Raw genomic sequence first — 18157 nt, forward strand, 5'->3', positions numbered from 1 at the left:
CCCTCTTTCGGGGGGGCGGGGGCCCCGGGGTTGGCGGGGGCCCCCCCCGGCGCCCCCCCGGGGGGGGGGGGGCCCGGCCCCCCCCCGGGGGGGGGGGGCCCCCCGCCCCCCCCCCCGCCCGGCCGCTTTCAAGCCCGGAGCAGTCTTCTCGTCCTCTTGACGATATAGGGGAACCTCGTTATCGTCGACATGACGAGAAAGAGGGGGTCCTGACATGGCAGACATCACCCGGCGCTTCGGCCGGCGGCACCTGCGCTCCGCGCCCACCGCCCACATCCGCCACCACAGGCGCGGCCGGCTCGTCCAGGCCGGCCCCGGGCTGAGCTTCTGGTACCGCTCGCTCTCCGCGGCGCTCTCCGAGGTCCCGGTCGACGACCGGGAGCTGGCGATGGCCTTCCACGCCCGGACGGCCGACTTCCAGGACGTGACCGTCCAGGCCACGGTCACCTACCGGATCAGCGACCCCGCCGTGGCCGCCGCCCGCCTCGACTTCTCCGTGGACCCCGACACGGGCGTGTGGCGTGGTGCGCCGCTCGAACAGATCGCCACCCTGCTCACCGAGACGGCGCAGCAGCACGCGCTGGACGTCCTGGCCCGCACCCCTCTCGCCACCGCCCTGGTGGACGGGGTCGCCTCCGTGCGGGAACGGGTCGCCACCGGACTGGCGGACGAACCCCGCCTGCCCGCCACCGGCATAGACGTGGTCGCCGTGCGCGTCGTCGCCATCCGCCCCGAGGCGGAGGTCGAGCGCGCCCTGCGGACCCCGGCCAGGGAACAGATCCAGCAGGAGGCCGACCGGTCGGTGTACGAGCGACGGGCGGTCGCGGTCGAGCGTGAGCGCACCATCGCCGAGAACGAGCTGGCCAGCAAGATCGAGCTCGCGCGCCGCGAGGAGCAGCTGGTCGACCAGCGAGGCACCAACGCCCGCCGGGAGGCCGAGGAGAAATCGGCGGCCGACGGGGTGCGCACGGCGGCCGAGGCCGACCGCACCGTACGGCTGGCACGCGCGGAGGCGGAGGCGGCACGCGAGGTCGGCGCGGCCCGCGCCGAGGCGCAGGCCGCCTGGCTGCGGGCGCACGCCGAGGTGGATCCCGGGACGTTGCACGCCCTCGCGGCGACGCGGCTGGCCGAGAACCTGCCCCGCATCGACAGCCTCACCCTCTCCCCCGACGTCCTGACGGGCCTGCTCGCCAAGCTCGGCAGGGCCGAGCCGGAGGACCGGGCGTGAGCCTGGCACCGCGTGCGGTCCTGGTGCACCGCACGACCGAGTACGAGGAGCTCCTGGCGCGGCACGGCACGCACGGCCAGGCCGCGTTCGTGCTCGCCGCACGCGGCCGGTCCATCGAGGAGGTGGCCGGGCGCCACCGGCTCAACGAGCAGGCACTCACCGAGGTGGCCGCCGCCGTGCCACTCCGGTGGCGGCGGACCCGGGTGGAGCGGGCGGACCTCGACCGCTTCCTGTTCGGTCCCGAGGACGTGATCGTCGTCGTCGGACAGGACGGCCTGGTCGCCAATGCCGCGAAGTACCTGTCCGGACAGCCGGTCGTGGGCATCGACACGGACCCCGGCCGCAACCCGGGAGTCCTCGTCCGCCACCGGGCCCGCGACACGGCGGCGCTGTGCCGGGCCGCCGTCGCACCGGGCGGGCGGGTGGACGCGCTCACGATGACCGAGGCGGTCGCCGACGACACGCAGCGGCTGCTCGCGCTCAACGAGATCTACCTCGGGGCACCCGGGCATCAGACCGCCCGCTACCGCATCGGCCCGGACGGCGCACCCTCCGACGGCGAGTCCCAGGCGTCCTCCGGCGTCCTGGTCGGCACGGGGACGGGGTCCTCCGGCTGGCTGCGCTCCCTCTGGCTCGAGCGCGGCAGCCCACTGCGCCTGCCGGCCCCGTCCGATCCGCGGCTGGTCTGGTTCGTGCGCGAGGCCTGGCCCTCACCGGTCACCGGCACCTCGATGGTCGCGGGCGAACTGGGCCTCAGGGACGGGCTCAGACTCACCGTGGAATCGGACCGGATGGTGGTGTTCGGTGACGGGATGGAGTCCGACGCGCTGGAGTTGACGTGGGGCCAGTCCGTCCGGCTGGGGGTCTCGGACACCTCGCTCCGCCTGGTCGCCTGACCGGCGTGTGAGGATGGCGCGGTCCGCAGGGCCCCCCTCGACCGACCAGCCGGGAGCAGTGCAGCGCATGGCCACCGATTCCGTGAACACCCCGACGCGCAACACCCGTCCGCCACTCGCCCAGGCCGCGTTCGGGGTGGGCGTGGTCGTACAGGACGGGAAGGGCAGAATCCTCCTCGGCAGGCACCGGGACGGCACCTGGGAACTGCCGGGAGGGAAGGTCGACCCGACGCACGAGTCGGTCGCGGCCGCCGCGGCCCGGGAGCTGCGCGAGGAGACCGGCCTGCTGGTGGCCGAGAGGAGCGTGAGCGTCTTCGCGATGGTGCACGACGTGGTGGGCGGCATCAACCGGATCAGCATGGCGGCGCTGGTGAGGGTGGAGTCGGCGGACCCCGAGGTCACCGAGCCCCACCTGATCAGCACGTGGCGGTGGACCGCTCTCGAGGACCTCCCGGGCCCGCTCTTCGACCCGTCGGCCCAGATCCTGGACGCCTGGCGCCCTGATCTCGGCGTGGGGCACCCGCCTGCCCATGTCCTGCGGATCACGGCACCCCAGGCATAGACCTAGTTCCAATATACATTTGCCTAGGAGTCATAGGCAGAGTTAGCGTCGACTCCATGAGAGCAGTCAGTGAGCAGGACATCCGGGCGTCGTTCGTCAACTGTTCCAAGGGAGAGGCGAAGCGCCTGCCGCTGCCCCGCGACCTCGACGAGCGCCGCTGGGACGATCTGGACTTCCTGGGCTGGCGCGACCTGTCCGCACCCGACCGGAGCTATGTCGTCACCGAGCTGCGCGGCGAGCTCGTCGGCATCACACTCCGCTTCCCGTCGCAGCAGCGCGGCTTCCTGCACCGCAGCATGTGCTCGGTCTGCCTGACCACGCATCCGGGCAGCGGCGTCTCGCTGATGACCGCCCGCAAGCGGGGGCAGGCGGGCCGGGACGGGAATTCGGTGGGGATCTACCTCTGCACCGACCTCGACTGCTCGCTGTACGTGCGCGGGAAGAAGACCCCGGCGCCGGGAGGCCGCTTCGAGGAGTCGCTGACCGTGGAACAGCAGATCGAGCGGACCAGGAACAAGCTCGCGGCCTTCCTCGACATGCTGTCCGCCTGATTTCCCCAGAAATGCGATGAGCCGGGAGCAGATGTACGAATAAGGGACTGTCCGCGCGATCGGAGTAGGCCCATGGACGACTATCCGCTCCTGAACCTCTTCCTGACGATGATGTACGTGTTCCTCTGGGTGCTGTGGTTCTTCCTGCTCTTCAAGGTGGTCACCGACATCTTCCAGGACCACTCCCTGAGCGGCTGGACCAAGGCGGCCTGGCTGGTCTTCGTCATCCTGCTGCCCTACGTCGGCGTGCTGGTCTACCTGATCGCCCGCGGAAAGAGCATGGGGCGGCGGGAGGCCAAGCAGGCCGAGGACCGGGAAGAGGCCTTCCGGAAGTACGTACAGCAGGCCGCCCGGCCGGACGACGGTCCGGGTACCGGCGGTGGCCACGTGTCCGAGCTCGCCAAGCTCGCCGAACTCAAGGACAAGGGCCATCTCAGCCAGGAGGAGTACGACAAGGCCAAGGCCAAGCTCCTCGTCTGACCCCGCACCGCGCCCCGTCCCGTCCGGTCCGCCCGGCGGTCCGGGGCACGAAGCGTGTCACCTTCGCGACGTGAGGCGACCGCTCCTGGGCACCACCACGGGTGAGGCGTCGCCCGGTGCGCGGAGGATGTCGGCCTCCAGACCGTAGAGCTCCTTCACCAGTGCCTCGTCGACCGTGGCGGCCGGCTCACCGCGGGCCACGACGCGCCCGTCCTTCATGGCCACGAGCACATCGGCGTACCGGGCGGCCGCCGCCAGGTCGTGCTGCACCATGACGACGGTGCGGCCGGCGGCGGCCACCTCCCGCACCAGCTCCAGGACTTCCACGGCGTGGCCGAGGTCGAGGGCGCTGGTGGGTTCGTCGAGCAGGATGAGCGGGGTGTGCTGGGCGAGCACCATCGCGAGCCAGCACCGCTGACGCTGGCCTCCCGAGAGCCGGTCCAGTCGTTCGGCCGCCAGTTCCGTCGTCCCGGTGGCCTCCAGTGCGTCGCGTACGGCGTTCTCGTCCTCCCGCGACCACTGGCGCAGCAGGCCCTGCTGGGGGTGGCGGCCGTAGCGGACGAGCCCGGCCACCGTGACGGCCTCAGGCGCGCGGGGCGACTGGGGCAGCAGCGCGACGTGATGGGCCGCCCGGCGCCGGCTGAGCTCCCATATGTCCTCGCCCCCGGCCTTGACGGTTCCGGACTCGGGGCGGTGGAGACGCGCGACGGTGCGCAACAGGGTCGATTTTCCGCAACCGTTGGGGCCGACGATCGCGACGACCTTTCCGGCCGGGACGGTGAGGTCGACGTTCTCGACGACGGGCCGGCCGGGGTATCCGGCGTGCAGCGCGCTGACTTCGAGACCGGGGGCGGTCTCGTGGGGTGTCTCGGCCATGGGGATGGTCACGCCTTTCCGGTGGCACGGTCCGGGCGGAGCAGGACCCAGAGCAGGAAGGGGCCGCCGAGGACGCTGGTGACGACACCGACGGGCAGTTCGACAGGTGCGGCGACGCGCCCGAGGGCGTCGGCCGCGGCGATCAGCGCGGCGCCGGTGAGCGCGGACCCGGTGACGGGGACCCGGGTGGGGCCGGCCAGTCGCTGGGCCAGGACCGGGGCGGCGAGGGCGACGAAGGCGATCGGCCCGCCGACGCCCACAGCGGTGCCCGCGAGCGCGACCGCGAGGGCGAGCGCCACGGCGCGCAGCCGGCGCAGGTCGACGCCCAGGGAGGCGGCGACGTCGTCGTCGAAGCGCAGCAGCTGCAGCCGGTGGCCGGCCGCGAGGGCGAGCGGCACGAGGAGCAGCAGGACCAGAGCCAGTGGCGTACCGACGCTCCAGTCCCGTCCGTTGAGGCTGCCGACGGCCCAGAGGAAGACCCCGCCCGCGGTGTTGTCGTTCTCCCGGGACATGATCAGGTCGCTCACGGCGCCGATGAAGGTGGAGACGCCGATGCCGGTCACGAGGACCCGGTAGCCGGCGCTGCCCGCTCCGCCCGCGCAGAGGACGACGGCCGCGGCGGCCACGACCGCCCCGATCGGGCCGAGCCACCAGTCGCCGACCATGCCGGTGGTGGAGCCAGCCGCGGCGGCGACGACGGCGGCCGTGGCACCGTCGTTGACACCGACCAGGTCGGGCGTGGCGAGGCGGTTGCCCGCCAGGGTCTGGGTGAGGCAGCCGGCGATGCCGAGCGCGGCGCCGACCATGAGTCCGGTGAAGACGCGGGGCAGCCGGAAGTCCCTCACGATCATGACGGTTCCGGTGTCGCCCGTCCCGAGGAGTCCGGAGACCGTCTGCGACAGGCTCATTCCGGTCGAACTCGCCATCACCGCGAGGGCGATGAGGACGACGACGACCGGCATGAGGAGCGCGGCGGCGAGTGCGCTGCGGCGCGGGAGGAGCCAGGAGTAGGCGCCGCCGCGCAGCACGGTGCTGTCGGGCGGCGTCACGTCGGAGGGGGCGGTGCGCGGCGCGGGCTTTCCGGTCGGGGGCGTGCGCGGCAGCGCTTCTCCGGCTGTCGACGTGTCCGGCACGGCGACTCCTGCACGCTTCGGGTCGCTCATGCCTCGGCCCCCGCGGTGGACAGGCGTGAGGAGCGGGCGATCCAGACGAGCAGCGGACCGCCCACGAAGGCGAGCAGCACGCTGACCGGCGTCTCCCAGGGACGGATGACGACCCTGGCGAGGATGTCGGCGAGGATCATGATGTCGGCCGCGATCAGCGCGGAGAGGACGAGTTGGGCCATCATGCGTGGCCCTGTCAGCGCCCGTGCGGCGTAGGGGGCGAGCAGTCCCAGGAAGGCGATGGGCCCCGCCACCGCGACCGCGCACCCGGCGAGCAGCGAGACGGCCCCGGCGACCACGAGCCGGATCCGGCCGGGGTGGTGGCCGAGCGAGCGGGCGCCGTCGTCCCCGAGGCCGAGCGCCGAGAGCGGGCGGGCGCAGCCGAGTGCGGTGAGGAGACCGAGCGCCACGAGCGGCAGCAGGGGGAGGAGGTCGGAGATCTCGATTCCGGCGAGCGAACCGATCGTCCAGTAGCGGTAGGTGTCGAACGTCGACTGCGTGCCCAGCAGGACGTACGACGTACAGCCGTGGAAGGTGGCGCCCAGCGCGGATCCGGCCAGGACGAGCCGCAGGGGTGAGCCCGCGGTGCGTCCGGACCCGGCGACCAGCAGGACCAAGGCGCTGGCCGCCATGCCGCCGAGGAGGGCCCAGACCAGCAGCGCGCCCGGTGAGTCGGCGCCGAAGAAAGTGAGTCCGAGGACGACGGCGAAGGCGGCTCCGGAGTTGACGCCCAGCAGGCCGGTCTCGGCGAGCGGGTTGCGGGTCGCGGCCTGGAGCAGACAGCCGGCCGCGCCGAGGCAGGTGCCCACGAGGACGGCGGCGAGCGTGCGCGGGAGGCGTACGTCCATGACGGCCAGCCGGATCTGTGCGTCGGACCGGGCGGCGGGATCACCGAGCAGGAAGTCCCAGGCGCGTCCCACGGGGCTGTTGCCCGTGCCGATGACGAGGGAGAGCAGCACAAGGGCCACGAGAAGTGCCAGAAGTCCGGTGGTGACCCAGGGAATTGGGCGCCCCGCAGACGGGGTCCCTTCGGAGGGGCGGGATCCGGCTGATCGTGGCCGACCCCCTTGCGCTATCGACATAAGGTTAGCCTAACCTAAATGAACTCGTCCGGTTCCGGCGGGCCGTGGGCACACCTATGCCCTGAAGTGGCGCAATACGCACCACTTCTCTCCGATTCACGTTTCGGAGAGTGTCCCGCCGGACCGGGCTTCGCCGAACGCAAACGGAGATCCCAGGCCATGGCGCCGTATTCGTCCCCCTCGTCCCGCCGTATCGCACGTCCCGTCGTGTCGGCGGCCCTGCTCACCCTCTGCGCGCTGACGCTGAGCGCCTGCGGTTCCGAGGACGAAGCCGGATCCGCCGGCACGGACGCCGCGGCGACGACCCGGGTCACGGACGCGGCCGGGACGAAGGTGAAGGTTCCGGCCATGCCGAAGCGCGTGGTCGCGCTCAGCGAGATGGACCTGGACGCCTCCCTCGCCCTGGGCGTGGAACCGGTGGGTCTGACCGCGGGACGCGGCCAGAAGGGCGCACCCCAGTACCTCGCGGACCAGGCGAAGAGCATCCCCGTCGTGGGCGCGGTCACCGGCCCCGACATCGAGAAGGTCGTCCAGGCGAAGCCGGACGTGATCCTCGCGGGGCAGCTCGCCGACGAGCAGGTGCTCGCGCAGCTCCGGAAGATCGCGCCGACGGTGGTCACCATCGACAACACCAAGGACTGGAAGAAGGCCCTCCAGCTCACCGGCACGACGCTGGGCAGGTCCAACGAGGCCGAGAAGTTCCTCGCCGACTACGAGAAGGGGGCGGCCGCCCTCAGGACCGACCTCGGCCCGCAGGCCGGCGCGAGCGTGTCCGTGGCCCGCTACTCCGCCAAGGGCACCGCGGTCATGCAGCAGGGCGTGTTCATCAGCGACGTCCTGAAGGACCTCGGTTTCACGCGTCCGGGTATCCAGAACGACAAGGGCGAGGGCCACTCCACGCCGCTCAGCGACGAGAACCTCGAAGAGATCGACGGCGACTGGCTGTTCATAGGCTCCCTCGACGCGGACCTCCTCGGCGAGCTGGCGAAGAAGCCCGCGTACGGACAGCTGGGCGCGGTGCGCGACGAGCACGCGACCGTCATCGACGGGACCAAGTGGACCAGCCTCGGTGGCGCGCAGGCAGCCGTCTCGGTGCTCGACGACATCCGGAAGGCCATGGTCAAGTGAGCCAGGAGCGGGAACTCGCCGGCCGGCTCGCCCTCGTGACGGGCGCGGGCCGCGGCATAGGCGAAGCGGTCGTCCACGCGCTCGTGGCCCGCGGAGCCCGCGTCCTCGCCACCGACCTGACCCCGGACGGTGTCGCCGCCCTGGCAAGGACGTACGAGGACCAGGTGACCGCGCGCACCCTCGACGTCACGGACTCCGCGGCCGTCGAGGGCCTCGTAGCGGAGACGGAGAGCACGCTCGGTCCGCTGGACATCGCCGTCAACGTGGCCGGGATCCTGCGTGGTTCGCCCGTCGCCGACCTCTCGGACGAGGAGTGGGCGGCCACCTTCGCCGTCAACACCCACGGCGTCTTCCACGTGTCGCGGTCCGTCTCCCGCCGGATGTCCGGGCGGGGTTCGGGCAGCATCGTCACCGTCGCCTCCAACGCCGCCGGCATCCCCCGTACGAACATGGCGGCGTACGCGGCCTCCAAGGCGGCGGCCGTGATGTTCACCAAGTGCCTCGGCCTGGAGGTCGCCTCCCGGGGCGTGCGGTGCAACACCGTGTCGCCCGGATCGACCCTGACCGACATGCAGCGCGGCATGTGGACCGCGGGTGACGAGGAAGCCTCCGCGCGCGGCGTCATCGAGGGCGACCCCACGACGTACCGCACCGGCATCCCGCTCGGCCGGATCGCGGACCCCTCCGACATCGCCGACGCGGTCGCCTTCCTCGTGTCCGACCGCGCCCGCCACATCACCATGCACGACCTGTACGTCGACGGCGGAGCCACCCTGCGGGCCTGAATCCCGCCCCGCTCCGCCACCCTGCCGCAGCTCGAGCCATCCCCACTGGAGACCACCCATGTCTGCCTCTCTGCGCGTACCCACCGCTCCCACCGCTCCGCCCCCGCACGACGCCCCCGGTGCCGCGACCGCCCTGCTGGAGGCCTACCGGCCCGGCACGGACCGCTTCCTCGCCACACCCCGGCACACCCTGCTCGCATCAGGCACCGCGGCGCTGGTGCCGCACGACGCACGGCCCCTGACCCTGCGGGTGCAGGAGGTCCTGGACGCCGCCCGTCGCGCGGGCGGGCCGGCGCCGGTCGTCGTCGGCTCCGTGCCCTTCGCACCGGGCGGTGAGGCGGCGCTCGCCGTCCCGGAGACGGTCAGATGGGCGACCGCCCTGCGCGAGGACCCGCTCATCGCGCTGCACGGTCCCGACGTGGACCGGGGCGACGCCTGGCGGATACGGGAGGTCCCGGCCGCGGAGGAGTACTCCGACGCGGTCGCGGCGGCCGTGAAGCGGATGCGTGCCGGGGAGTTCGACAAGGTCGTCCTGGCCCGCACGCTGGAGCTGACCTCGGCGCGCGACCTCGACCTGCCGGCCATGCTGAGCCGGCTGGCACGCCGCGACCCGGACGGATACACCTTCGCCGTCCCCAGCGGCCCGGGCCGCACCCTGGTGGGTGCGAGCCCCGAGCTCCTCGTGGCCCGCCGGGGCAGCCGACTCGTCGCCAACCCGCTGGCCGGGTCCGCCCAGCGCAGCAACGACCTGGCGGAGGACGTCCGCAGGGCCGCCGCGCTCCTGGACTCGCCGAAGGACCTCCACGAGCACGCCGTCGTGGTCGATGCCATCGGGGAGGCGCTGGCGCCGTTCTGCGTCAGCCTGGAGGTGCCCGAACGCCCCACCCTCGTGCGGACCGCCGCCATGTGGCACCTGTCGACGACGCTGGCCGGAGAGCTGCGCGACCCGTCGTCCACCGCCCTGGACCTCGCCTCGGCGCTGCACCCCACCCCCGCGGTCTGCGGCACCCCGACCGACGTGGCCCGGCAGGTCATCGCGGAGTCGGAGCCCTTCGACCGCGGCGCGTACACCGGCATGGTCGGCTGGCAGGACGCGGACGGCGACGGCGACTGGGTCGTGACGATCCGCTGCGCCGAGGCCGAGGGCCGCACCCTGCGGCTGTTCGCCGGCGCCGGCGTGGTGGCGGAGTCCTCGCCGGCCGCCGAGACGGCGGAGACCGGGGCCAAGTTCCGGACCTTCCTGAGCGCCGTCGGAGCCGCGCTGTGACCGCCCTCCAGGCAGCCGACGCGCCCACCTGGCCCGACGGGTTCGCGGCGCGCTACCGCGCTGCGGGCCACTGGCGCGGGGAGACCTTCGGCGGCTTCCTGCGCGAGCGCGCCGCCGCGCACCCCGACCGGGTCGCGATAGTCGATCCGGCCCCCGGACGCCGTGAGTGGACGTACGGGGAACTGGACGAGCGGGCTTCGCGGCTCGCCGCCGGGTTCACGGCCCGCGGGATATCCCGGGGCGACCGGGTCGTCATACAGCTCCCCAACGTGGCCGAGTTCATCGAGGTCGTCTTCGCGCTCTTCCGCATCGGCGCACTGCCGGTCTACGCGCTCCCCGCGCACCGCGAGACGGAGATCGAGTACTTCTGCTCCTTCACCGAGGCCGTCGCCTACGTGGTCCCCGACCGTCATGCCGGCTTCGACCACCTCGCGCTCGCCTCGAAGGTCAAGGAGCGCACGCCGAGCCTGAAGCACGTCTTCGTCGTCGGCCCGCCGGGCGAGCACACCGCCCTGTCCGAGGTGCCCCGTACGCCCACGGACACCGGATTCGAGCCGGAGCCGCACGACCTGGCGTTCCTTCAGCTGTCGGGCGGCACGACGGGGGTCCCCAAGCTCATCCCGCGTACGCACGACGACTACATCTACTCGCTGCGCGGCTCCAACGAGATCTGCGGCGTCGACGGCGACACCCGCTTCCTCGTGGTGCTCCCGGCCGCGCACAACTTCCCGATGAGCTCGCCCGGATGGCTCGGGGCGCTGTACGCCGGGGGGACCGTGGTCCTGTGCCCCGGACCCGATCCGGCGACGGCCTTCCCGCTCGTGGAGAGCGAACGCGTCACGATGACGGGCATCGTGCCGCCGCTCGCCCTGGTGTGGACGGAGGCCGGCCCCGGCACCGAGCACGACCTGTCGAGCCTGGACCTCGTCCTCGTCGGCGGCGCCAAGTACAGCGAGGCGGCCGCCCGCCGGCTGGAGCCGGCGCTGGGGTGCCCGCTCATGCAGGTGTTCGGCATGGCCGAGGGACTCGTCAACTACACGCGTCTGGACGACGACCACGAGACCGTGGTCACCACCCAGGGCCTGCCGATCTCCGAGGACGACGAGATCCGTGTCGTCGACGACGAGGACGAGGACGTGCCCGAGGGGGGATTCGGCCATCTGCTGACCCGCGGCCCCTACACGATCCGCGGATACTGGCGCGCGCCGGACCACAACAGGAAGGCGTTCACGGAGGACGGCTTCTACCGCACGGGTGACATCGTGCGGCGCACCCCCACGGGCCATCTGATCGTCGAGGGCCGCGCCAAGGACCAGATCAACCGGGGTGGCGAGAAGGTCGCCCCGGAGGAGATCGAGAACATCATCCTCGGCCATCCCTCGGTGCACGACGTGTCCGTCGTGGGGGTGGCCGACGAGTACCTGGGGGAACGCACCCTGGCCTACGTCGTCCTGCGCGCGGGCGCCGAGCCGCTGAAGCCGGTCGCGATCAAACGCCTCGTGCGCGAGCGCGGGGTCGCCGCGTACAAGATTCCCGACCTCGTCGAATTCGTCGAGGCCTTCCCGCAGACCGGCATCGGCAAGGTCAGCAAGAAGGGACTGCGCTCCGACGCGCTCCCCGGCCGCGCCCTGTCCGCCCAGCACTGAGACTCAGCACCGAGTTCCGCCCAGAGCGGCACCGAAAGGTTCCACCCCATGGCCCTTCCCGCCATCGCTTCCTACGCACTGCCGACCGCGGCCGAACTGCCCGTGAACCGGGTGGACTGGACCGTCGACCCGGCGCGCGCCGTCCTTCTGGTCCACGACCTGCAGAACCACTTCCTCGGCGCGTTCCCGCCCGGTGAGCAGCCGCTCACCGGCATGCTCGACAACACCTCGCGTGTCATCGAGGAGTGCCGCCGCCTCGGCGTGCCGGTCGTCTACTCCGTGCAGCGCGGCGGTCAGACGGCGGAGGAGCGCGGGCTCCAGCTCGACTTCTGGGGCCCCGGCGCCGCCGACGACCCCGAGGCGCTGGCGATTCCCGCTGCCGTCGCGCCCGCGGACGGCGACACCGTCATGACCAAGTGGAAGTACAGCGCGTACGTGCGCACCGAACTCGATGCGCTGCTGCGCGAGTCCGGCCGCGACCAGCTGGTGATCACCGGTGTGTACGCGCACATCGGGGTGCTCATGAGCGCCTGCGACGCGTGGATGCGTGACACCCAGGCCTTCCTGGTCGCCGACGCCGTCGCGGACTTCTCGCGCGAGGACCACGACATGGCGCTGCGCTGGGCGGCGGGCCGCTGCGCGGTCGTCACCACGACCGACGCACTCCTGAAGGAGATCTGAACACCATGGCCCTCACCCTCGATCTGATCCGCCACGATGTCGCCGACGCCCTCGGTGAGGACCCCGCGGACATCCCCCTCGACGAGAACCTCCTGGACTACGGGCTGGACTCGGTGCGCATCATGGCGCTGCTGGGACGCTGGCGCCGGGACCACGGGGTCGAGGCGGACTTCGCGGACCTCGCCGAGCAGCCCGCCATCGAGGCCTGGGCTCCGCTGCTGGGGGTCTCGTGACCGTCCTGCTCACGGATGCCGACGGGGCCGGCCCGGCCCCTGCCCCGGACGCCGCGGCCCTCGTGCTGCCGCTGACCGCCGCCCAGTCGGGCATGTGGTTCGCGCAGTCCCTCGATCCGCTCAGTCCCGCGCAGAACACGGCGGAGTGCCTGGAGATCGACGGGCCTCTCGACCCGGCACTGTTCGCGGCGGCGCTACGGCGCGTGACCGCCGAGGCCGACGCCCTGCGCGTCACCGTCGAGGACTCCCCCGACGGCCCGCGCCAGCGCGTCCTGCCGTCGGTCGCGCCGCCGCTCACGACGCACGACCTGCGGGACGCGTCCGACGCAGGCCGGCAGGCCGAGGCGTGGATGCGCGCGGACCTCGCCGAGCCCTTCGACCTGGCAGCCGGCCCGCTGTTCCGGCACGCCCTGTTCCGGGTGGGTGAGGAGAAGTGGCTGTGGTACCAGCGCATCCACCACCTCGTCATGGACGGCTTCGGCTACTCGCTCCTCGTACGCAGGACCGCCGAGGTCTACACGGCGCTCGCCCGGGGCGAGGAGCCGGGCCCCCGCGCCTTCGGGACACTCGCCGCCCTGGTGGACGAGGACGCCGCGTACCGCTCGTCGGAGGCCTTCTCCGCCGACCGCGCGCACTGGACCGGAGCGTTCGCCGACCGCCCCGAGGTGCCCAGGCTCGCCGGCCGGGGCGCGCTCCCTTCACGGACGTTCCTGCGCCGGACGGCCCATCTGGGCACGGACGCCACCGAGGGCGTGCGGGAGCTGGCCGCCCGGCTCCGCGCCACCTGGCCGGACGTGCTGATCGCCGCCCAGGCCCTCTACACCTCGCGGGCGACCGGTCATCAGGAGGTCGTGCTCGGCCTCCCGATGATGGGCCGCATGGGGTCCGTGTCGCTGCGGGTGCCCGGCATGGTGATGAACGTGCTCCCGCTGCGGCTGGACGTGTCCCCCGACGCGACCTTCGCCGAGCTGGTCCGCCAGGTGGTGCTCGGCATCCGCGAGATCCGCCGCCACCAGCGGTTCCGCTACGAGGACATCCGCCGCGACCTGCGGCTCCTCGGCGAGAACCGCGGGCTGGTCGGCCCCCTCGTCAACGTCATGCCCTTCGACTACGACGTGGACTTCGCGGGCGCCCCCGCGCGGGCCCGGAACCTGTCGGCCGGGCCGGTCGACGACCTGACGGTGAACATCTACGACCGGGCCGACGGCCGTGGTCTGCGCATCGACCACGACGGCAATCCGGCCCTCTACGACGGCCGGGAGCTGGCCGCCCACCAGGAACGCTTCCTGGACCTGCTGGAGCGGCTGAGCCGGGCCGACCCGCATGTGCCCACGGCCGCCCACGGCATCGCGACGGCGGACGAACTCGAGCTGGTCGTCAACACGTTCAACGACACCGACCGCACGCTTCCGCCCACGACGCTGATCGGCCCGATCGAGTCGCGCGCCGCGCGCACCCCCGACGCCACCGCCCTGGTGTTCGGCAGTACCACGCTCACCTACGAGGAGCTGAACACCCGCGCCAACCGGCTGGCCCGGCACCTGCGGACGCTCGGTGCCCGGCCCGGTGCGGTGGTGGCGGTGTCGGTGCCGCGCTCGGTGGAGCTCGTGGTGTCCCTGCTCGCCGTCCTGAAGGCGGGTGCGGCCTATCTGCCGCTCGACCCCGACTACCCCGAGCAGCGGCTGGCGTACATGCTCCAGGACGCGGCGCCGGTCTGCGCGGTGACCGACCGGGCGGGGCGGCTCCCCGAGGACACCGGCACGCCGCTGGTCGTCCTGGACGGCCTCGACGTCTCGGAGTACCTCTGGGTGAACCCGGCGCGTCCCCTCACCCCGGCCCATCCGGCGTACGTCATCTACACCTCGGGGTCGACCGGACGCCCCAAGGGCGTCGTCGTGTCGCACGGGGCGATCGACAACAGGCTGCGCTGGATGCAGGGCGCCTACGGGCTGACGGCGGACGACCGGGTGCTGCAGAAGACGCCGTCGTCGTTCGACGTGTCCGTGTGGGAGTTCTTCTGGCCGCTGCGCCAGGGAGCCGCGCTGGTGGTCGCCGAACCCGGCGGTCACAAGGATCCGGCCTATCTGGCCCGGCTGATCCGTGAACAGTCCGTCACCACCTGCCACTTCGTGCCGTCGATGCTTCAGGTCTTCCTCGCGGAGGCGGACGCGGACGCGTGCGGGAGTCTCAGGAGGGTCTTCTGCAGCGGTGAGGCGCTGCCCCGTGAGACCGCCGACGCGTTCGGCCGCGGTCTGCCCGGCGCGGAGCTGCACAATCTGTACGGCCCCACCGAGGCGGCCGTCGATGTCACCTTCCACGCGTGCGCGGCGGACGCCACCGGCCCGGTGCCGATCGGCCGGCCCGTGTGGAACACCCGTCTGTACGTGCTCGACGCCGCATTGCAGCCCTGCCCGCCGGGCATCCCCGGCGAGCTCTACCTGGCGGGGCGTCAGCTCGCCGACGGCTATCTGAACCGTCCGGAGCTGACCGCGTCCCGCTTCGTCGCCGACCCCTTCGGCCGGCCGGCTCAGCGCATGTACCGCACGGGGGACCTGGCGCACTGGACGGACCAGGGCGAGGTCGTCTACCTCGGCCGTACGGACGACCAGGTGAAGCTCCGCGGGCAGCGCATCGAGCTCGGCGAGATCGAGACGGCGCTGACGGACCGGGGCGGGGTGGACGCCTCCTGCGCCTTGGTGCGGGAGGACCGCCCGGGTGAACAGCGGCTCGTCGGCTACATCACCGGGAGTGCGGATCCGGTGGCGGTACGCGCCTCGCTGGCGCGGGAGCTGCCGGAGCACATGGTGCCGGCGGCGGTGGTGGCGCTGGACGCCTTCCCGCTGAGCCCCAACGGCAAGCTGGACCGGCGGGCCCTGCCCGCCCCGGTGTTCAGCGGCGGCGCGGACTCACGGCGTCCGTCGGACGCCCGGGAGGAGGCGCTCACACGGCTGTTCGCGCAGGTGCTGGACGTCGGCCGGGTGGGTCCGGACGACGCGTTCTTCGACCTGGGCGGCACCTCGCTGCTCGCCGTGCGGCTCGTGGCGCGCGTACGGGAGGAGTTCGGCACGGAGCTGACCATCGGCTCGCTGTTCGAATCCCCGACCCCGGCCGCGCTCGCAACCCGGCTCGGCTCCACGGGACCCGCGTCCGAGGACGCCCTGGACGTCGTCCTGCGACTGCGTGGCGGGGAGGGGCACCCCCCGCTGTTCACCATTCACCCGGCGGGCGGGATCGCCTGGTGCTACGCCGGCCTGTCGGCCCGCCTCGGCCCGGAGCAGCCGGTGTACGGCATCCAGGCGCGCGGGCTGGTGGGCGACGAGGCGCTGCCGCTCACCCTGCAGGAGGAGGCGTCCGACTACGTCGACCACATCCGCGCGGTCCAGGAGCACGGCCCCTACCGGCTGTTGGGCTGGTCCGTCGGCGGAGTGCTGGCGCACACCGTGGCCGTGCTGCTCCAGGAGGCAGGTGAGGAGGTGGAGCTGCTCGCCCTGCTCGACGCGTTCCCGGCCGAGCAGTGGCGGGAGCGCCCGGCGCCCGAGGAGGGCGACGCGCTGACCGCCGTCCTGCGGATGGCGGGCTTCGAGCGTACGCACGAGCAGGACCGTGAGGACGTGCTGGCGACGCTGCGCCTGGCCGGGAGCCCGCTCGCCGGGCTCAGCGACCGCACCCTGTCGAAGATCGTCGACATCGTCCCGAACCACGCCCGCATGATGCGCGAGCACCACCACCGGAGGTACGACGGCGACCTGTTGTTCTTCACGGCGGCCGCCCCGCGCGCTGAGGACTGGCTGACCCGCGAGGCGTGGCGGGCTCACGTGACCGGGTCCGTCGACAACCACGACCTCGACTGCACCCACCCGCAGTTGATGCAGGAACGCCATCTGTACGCCGTCGCCGCCGTCCTGGCGGCCCGACTGAAGGAGCTGGACGCGTGAGCGCGAAGAGCGGCCCGTTCGACGCCGGTCCGGAGGACAGCGCCACGCATCTGGTGCTGGAGAACGCCTCGGGTCAGCTGTCCCTCTGGCCGGTCTGGCGGGAGGTGCCGGCGGGATGGTCCGTACGGTTCGGCCCGGCCCCGCACGGGGCGTGTGCCGCCGCGCTGGCACCGGGCCGCGAAAAGGCCTGAGGTCGGGCCGCCCCTACTCAGTGGGGGCGGCCGGACCCAGCAGGTCCACCAGGCCGTCGGCGAGCTCCGTGCGCCAGCACAGGTAGTCGTGACCGCCGTTGAACTCCCGGTAGGAGGCGTCCTCGTAGCCCGCTGCCGCCAGGACCTCGCGCAGCCGCCTGGCGGCGGGGAGGGCGACCCATTCCTGTTCGCCGAAGGAGAGCCAGAACCGGACGGGCAGGCGCGGGGCTCCGGCGATCCGGTCGGTGAGCCACTGCGCCTGCGGGCCGTCTGGCCACCAGAAGGAGCCGGACTGCGCGAGGACGTTGCCGAAGCGGCCGGGGGCGGACAGCGCCGCATGGGCGGCGGAGAGGCCTCCGAGGCTCTGTCCGGCGACGACCGTACGGGCGGGGTCGTCGGTGACCGGGAGCCGGGTCGCGGCCCAGGGCAGGAGCTCGTCGGCGAGGAAGGCGGTGAACTCCGGGCGGCAGGTCATGTCGGACCACCGGGTGTCCGCGTCCACGGATTCCGGCAGCAGGGCGACGAGCGGAGGGATACGGCCGTCCGCGATCAGGTTGTCCAGCAGGTGTGCGAGCCCGAGCTTCGGCTGCCAGTGCTCACCGTCGAGGAGCACGAGCACGGGCAGCCCGTCCGAGTGCCCCTGGACGCCCGGCGGTTCGTACAGCCAGACCCGGCGGGTGCCTCCGAGCTTCTCGGCCGGCACCTCGTGGGCGGCCACGCGGCCACGGGGGACGCCCGGCCTCGGCTGCCAGTCCAGTCCGCCCGGAGCGGCGGGGAGTTCCGCGCAGGACACCGGATCGCCACCCCAGCGGCGGGGCAGCGTACGGGCGTTGTGCGGGTCGTGGCGCCGCCGGGTGCGCAGCCACTGCCAGTAGCCAGGGGTGCCGGGGCCGGGGCCGTCGCCCTCGTCGACGTAGAAGACGTAGGTCCCCCGCCAGTCGTGCCGCAGACGCAGGGTCCAGTGCCATACGTCGGTGCCGGGCACCCGCTCCATCAGATTGCCCTCGGGGGCGCGGGGATCGCCCAGCTTGTTGGGAAGGACCTGCACGGCGCGGGTGGTGCCGGCGCCGCGCCACAGGAACGTCACCGCCAGGTGGTCGGAGCTGCCTTGCGGGTCCGGCCCGACGAGGGGGGTGCCGCTGCCGCGCACTTCGGCCCAGAACTGCTCGGTCTCCCCCGGTGCGGGAAGCCGCCGCGCCGGTTCCAGGAGCCGCGGCACTTTGTCAGGGCGCACGGTCCGAGGGGGCCGGCGCGGGGCGTCTTGCGGCGGCACTGACGTGATCACGTGACGGGCTCCGAACAGCGAGGACGACGAGGAACAACGAGGAATGGCAGCTTAGGGTCACCTTACCTCTCGAACGCGTACAGGACGTGCGTGGTGCTGAGGTTAGGCTAACCTAAGTGCGCTGGAGGGCCCTTGTCGGCTTGTCCGCAAGGCCGTTGTTCCGCACGC

At 72.8% G+C, this 18157-nt stretch carries 17 protein-coding genes; 13 read left to right on the top strand and 4 right to left on the bottom strand.

Going from position 1 to position 18157, the window contains the following annotated elements; all coding sequences use genetic code 11:
• Positions 1–214 precede the first annotated feature (214 nt).
• The 5 genes from ACFUNE_RS24655 to ACFUNE_RS24675 all read left to right on the top strand — a co-directional run bounded on the left by ACFUNE_RS24655 (position 215) and on the right by ACFUNE_RS24675 (position 3717).
• Complete coding sequence (locus ACFUNE_RS24655; protein WP_383571996.1) at positions 215–1228, top strand: SPFH domain-containing protein; 1014 nt, start codon at positions 215–217, stop codon at positions 1226–1228.
• A complete protein-coding gene (locus ACFUNE_RS24660; RefSeq protein ID WP_383571999.1) occupies positions 1225–2124 on the top strand; it encodes a hypothetical protein in 900 nt (299 codons plus the stop codon). The genes ACFUNE_RS24655 and ACFUNE_RS24660 overlap by 4 nt, the downstream gene beginning before the upstream one ends.
• Positions 2125–2191: 67 nt before the next feature.
• Complete coding sequence (locus ACFUNE_RS24665; RefSeq protein ID WP_383572002.1) at positions 2192–2686, top strand: NUDIX hydrolase; 495 nt, start codon at positions 2192–2194, stop codon at positions 2684–2686.
• 56 nt (positions 2687–2742) lie between these two features.
• Positions 2743–3237 (top strand): FBP domain-containing protein, encoded by a 495-nt coding sequence (locus ACFUNE_RS24670; RefSeq protein ID WP_383572005.1) that lies wholly within the window; start codon positions 2743–2745, stop codon positions 3235–3237.
• Positions 3238–3309: 72 nt separating this feature from the next.
• Positions 3310–3717, top strand: coding sequence for an SHOCT domain-containing protein (locus ACFUNE_RS24675; RefSeq protein WP_383572008.1), 408 nt, complete (start codon positions 3310–3312; stop codon positions 3715–3717).
• A 57-nt stretch (positions 3718–3774) separates the two neighbouring features.
• Here the strand turns inward: ACFUNE_RS24675 and ACFUNE_RS24680 are convergent, their stop codons facing one another.
• The 3 genes from ACFUNE_RS24680 to ACFUNE_RS24690 are packed head-to-tail and all read right to left on the bottom strand — an operon-like array spanning position 3775 to position 6838.
• Entirely contained in the window at positions 3775–4593 is an 819-nt protein-coding gene (locus ACFUNE_RS24680; protein WP_383572011.1) for an ABC transporter ATP-binding protein, read from the bottom strand.
• A gap of 8 nt (positions 4594–4601) precedes the next feature.
• Positions 4602–5756: a FecCD family ABC transporter permease gene (locus tag ACFUNE_RS24685; RefSeq protein ID WP_383572014.1), complete on the bottom strand. Its 1155-nt coding sequence runs from the start codon at positions 5754–5756 to the stop codon at positions 4602–4604.
• Positions 5753–6838, bottom strand: a complete 1086-nt coding sequence (locus ACFUNE_RS24690) for a FecCD family ABC transporter permease (protein ID WP_383572017.1) — start codon at positions 6836–6838, stop codon at positions 5753–5755. The genes ACFUNE_RS24685 and ACFUNE_RS24690 overlap by 4 nt, the downstream gene beginning before the upstream one ends.
• A 159-nt stretch (positions 6839–6997) precedes the next feature.
• On the opposite strand from ACFUNE_RS24690, the gene ACFUNE_RS24695 reads away from it, so the two are divergent.
• Genes ACFUNE_RS24695 through ACFUNE_RS24730 form a run of 8 tightly spaced genes read left to right on the top strand, consistent with a single transcriptional unit; the run spans position 6998 to position 16704 of the window.
• Complete coding sequence (locus tag ACFUNE_RS24695) at positions 6998–7966, top strand: ABC transporter substrate-binding protein (protein ID WP_383572020.1); 969 nt, start codon at positions 6998–7000, stop codon at positions 7964–7966.
• Positions 7963–8751, top strand: coding sequence for a 2,3-dihydro-2,3-dihydroxybenzoate dehydrogenase (locus tag ACFUNE_RS24700; RefSeq protein ID WP_383572023.1), 789 nt, complete (start codon positions 7963–7965; stop codon positions 8749–8751). The genes ACFUNE_RS24695 and ACFUNE_RS24700 overlap by 4 nt, the downstream gene beginning before the upstream one ends.
• Before the next feature lie 58 nt (positions 8752–8809).
• Entirely contained in the window at positions 8810–10018 is a 1209-nt protein-coding gene (gene dhbC / locus ACFUNE_RS24705; RefSeq protein ID WP_383572026.1) for an isochorismate synthase DhbC, read from the top strand.
• Positions 10015–11664 carry a (2,3-dihydroxybenzoyl)adenylate synthase gene (locus ACFUNE_RS24710; protein ID WP_383572029.1) on the top strand — a complete coding sequence of 550 codons (1650 nt, stop codon included), beginning with the start codon at positions 10015–10017 and terminating at the stop codon, positions 11662–11664. Before dhbC ends, ACFUNE_RS24710 begins: the two co-directional genes overlap by 4 nt.
• Before the next feature lie 48 nt (positions 11665–11712).
• Entirely contained in the window at positions 11713–12345 is a 633-nt protein-coding gene (locus ACFUNE_RS24715; protein ID WP_383572032.1) for an isochorismatase family protein, read from the top strand.
• A 5-nt stretch (positions 12346–12350) separates the two neighbouring features.
• A complete protein-coding gene (locus ACFUNE_RS24720) occupies positions 12351–12578 on the top strand; it encodes a phosphopantetheine-binding protein (protein WP_383572035.1) in 228 nt (75 codons plus the stop codon).
• Positions 12575–16513, top strand: coding sequence for an amino acid adenylation domain-containing protein (locus tag ACFUNE_RS24725; RefSeq protein ID WP_383572038.1), 3939 nt, complete (start codon positions 12575–12577; stop codon positions 16511–16513). The genes ACFUNE_RS24720 and ACFUNE_RS24725 overlap by 4 nt, the downstream gene beginning before the upstream one ends.
• Entirely contained in the window at positions 16510–16704 is a 195-nt protein-coding gene (locus ACFUNE_RS24730; RefSeq protein ID WP_383572041.1) for an MbtH family NRPS accessory protein, read from the top strand. Before ACFUNE_RS24725 ends, ACFUNE_RS24730 begins: the two co-directional genes overlap by 4 nt.
• Before the next feature lie 13 nt (positions 16705–16717).
• Here ACFUNE_RS24730 and fes read toward each other — a convergent pair whose 3' ends face one another.
• Positions 16718–17989 carry an enterochelin esterase gene (gene fes / locus ACFUNE_RS24735; RefSeq protein WP_383572044.1) on the bottom strand — a complete coding sequence of 424 codons (1272 nt, stop codon included), beginning with the start codon at positions 17987–17989 and terminating at the stop codon, positions 16718–16720.
• Positions 17990–18157: the final 168 nt, after the last annotated feature.

It is taken from the genome of Streptomyces sp. NPDC057287, assembly GCF_042667905.1.
Classification (GTDB): domain Bacteria; phylum Actinomycetota; class Actinomycetes; order Streptomycetales; family Streptomycetaceae; genus Streptomyces.

What these genes read in the sequence shown, in the direction of transcription:
- ACFUNE_RS24690 (WP_383572017.1), bottom strand. Translation starts at nt 6,838, where the DNA reads ATGTCGATAGCGCAAGGGGGTCGGCCACGATCAGCCGGATCCCGCCCC.
- ACFUNE_RS24695 (WP_383572020.1), top strand. Translation starts at nt 6,998, where the DNA reads ATGGCGCCGTATTCGTCCCCCTCGTCCCGCCGTATCGCACGTCCCGTC.
- ACFUNE_RS24665 (WP_383572002.1), top strand. Translation starts at nt 2,192, where the DNA reads ATGGCCACCGATTCCGTGAACACCCCGACGCGCAACACCCGTCCGCCA.
- ACFUNE_RS24715 (WP_383572032.1), top strand. Translation starts at nt 11,713, where the DNA reads ATGGCCCTTCCCGCCATCGCTTCCTACGCACTGCCGACCGCGGCCGAA.
- ACFUNE_RS24675 (WP_383572008.1), top strand. Translation starts at nt 3,310, where the DNA reads ATGGACGACTATCCGCTCCTGAACCTCTTCCTGACGATGATGTACGTG.
- ACFUNE_RS24720 (WP_383572035.1), top strand. Translation starts at nt 12,351, where the DNA reads ATGGCCCTCACCCTCGATCTGATCCGCCACGATGTCGCCGACGCCCTC.
- dhbC (WP_383572026.1), top strand. Translation starts at nt 8,810, where the DNA reads ATGTCTGCCTCTCTGCGCGTACCCACCGCTCCCACCGCTCCGCCCCCG.
- ACFUNE_RS24670 (WP_383572005.1), top strand. Translation starts at nt 2,743, where the DNA reads ATGAGAGCAGTCAGTGAGCAGGACATCCGGGCGTCGTTCGTCAACTGT.
- ACFUNE_RS24685 (WP_383572014.1), bottom strand. Translation starts at nt 5,756, where the DNA reads ATGAGCGACCCGAAGCGTGCAGGAGTCGCCGTGCCGGACACGTCGACA.
- ACFUNE_RS24680 (WP_383572011.1), bottom strand. Translation starts at nt 4,593, where the DNA reads ATGGCCGAGACACCCCACGAGACCGCCCCCGGTCTCGAAGTCAGCGCG.
- ACFUNE_RS24655 (WP_383571996.1), top strand. Translation starts at nt 215, where the DNA reads ATGGCAGACATCACCCGGCGCTTCGGCCGGCGGCACCTGCGCTCCGCG.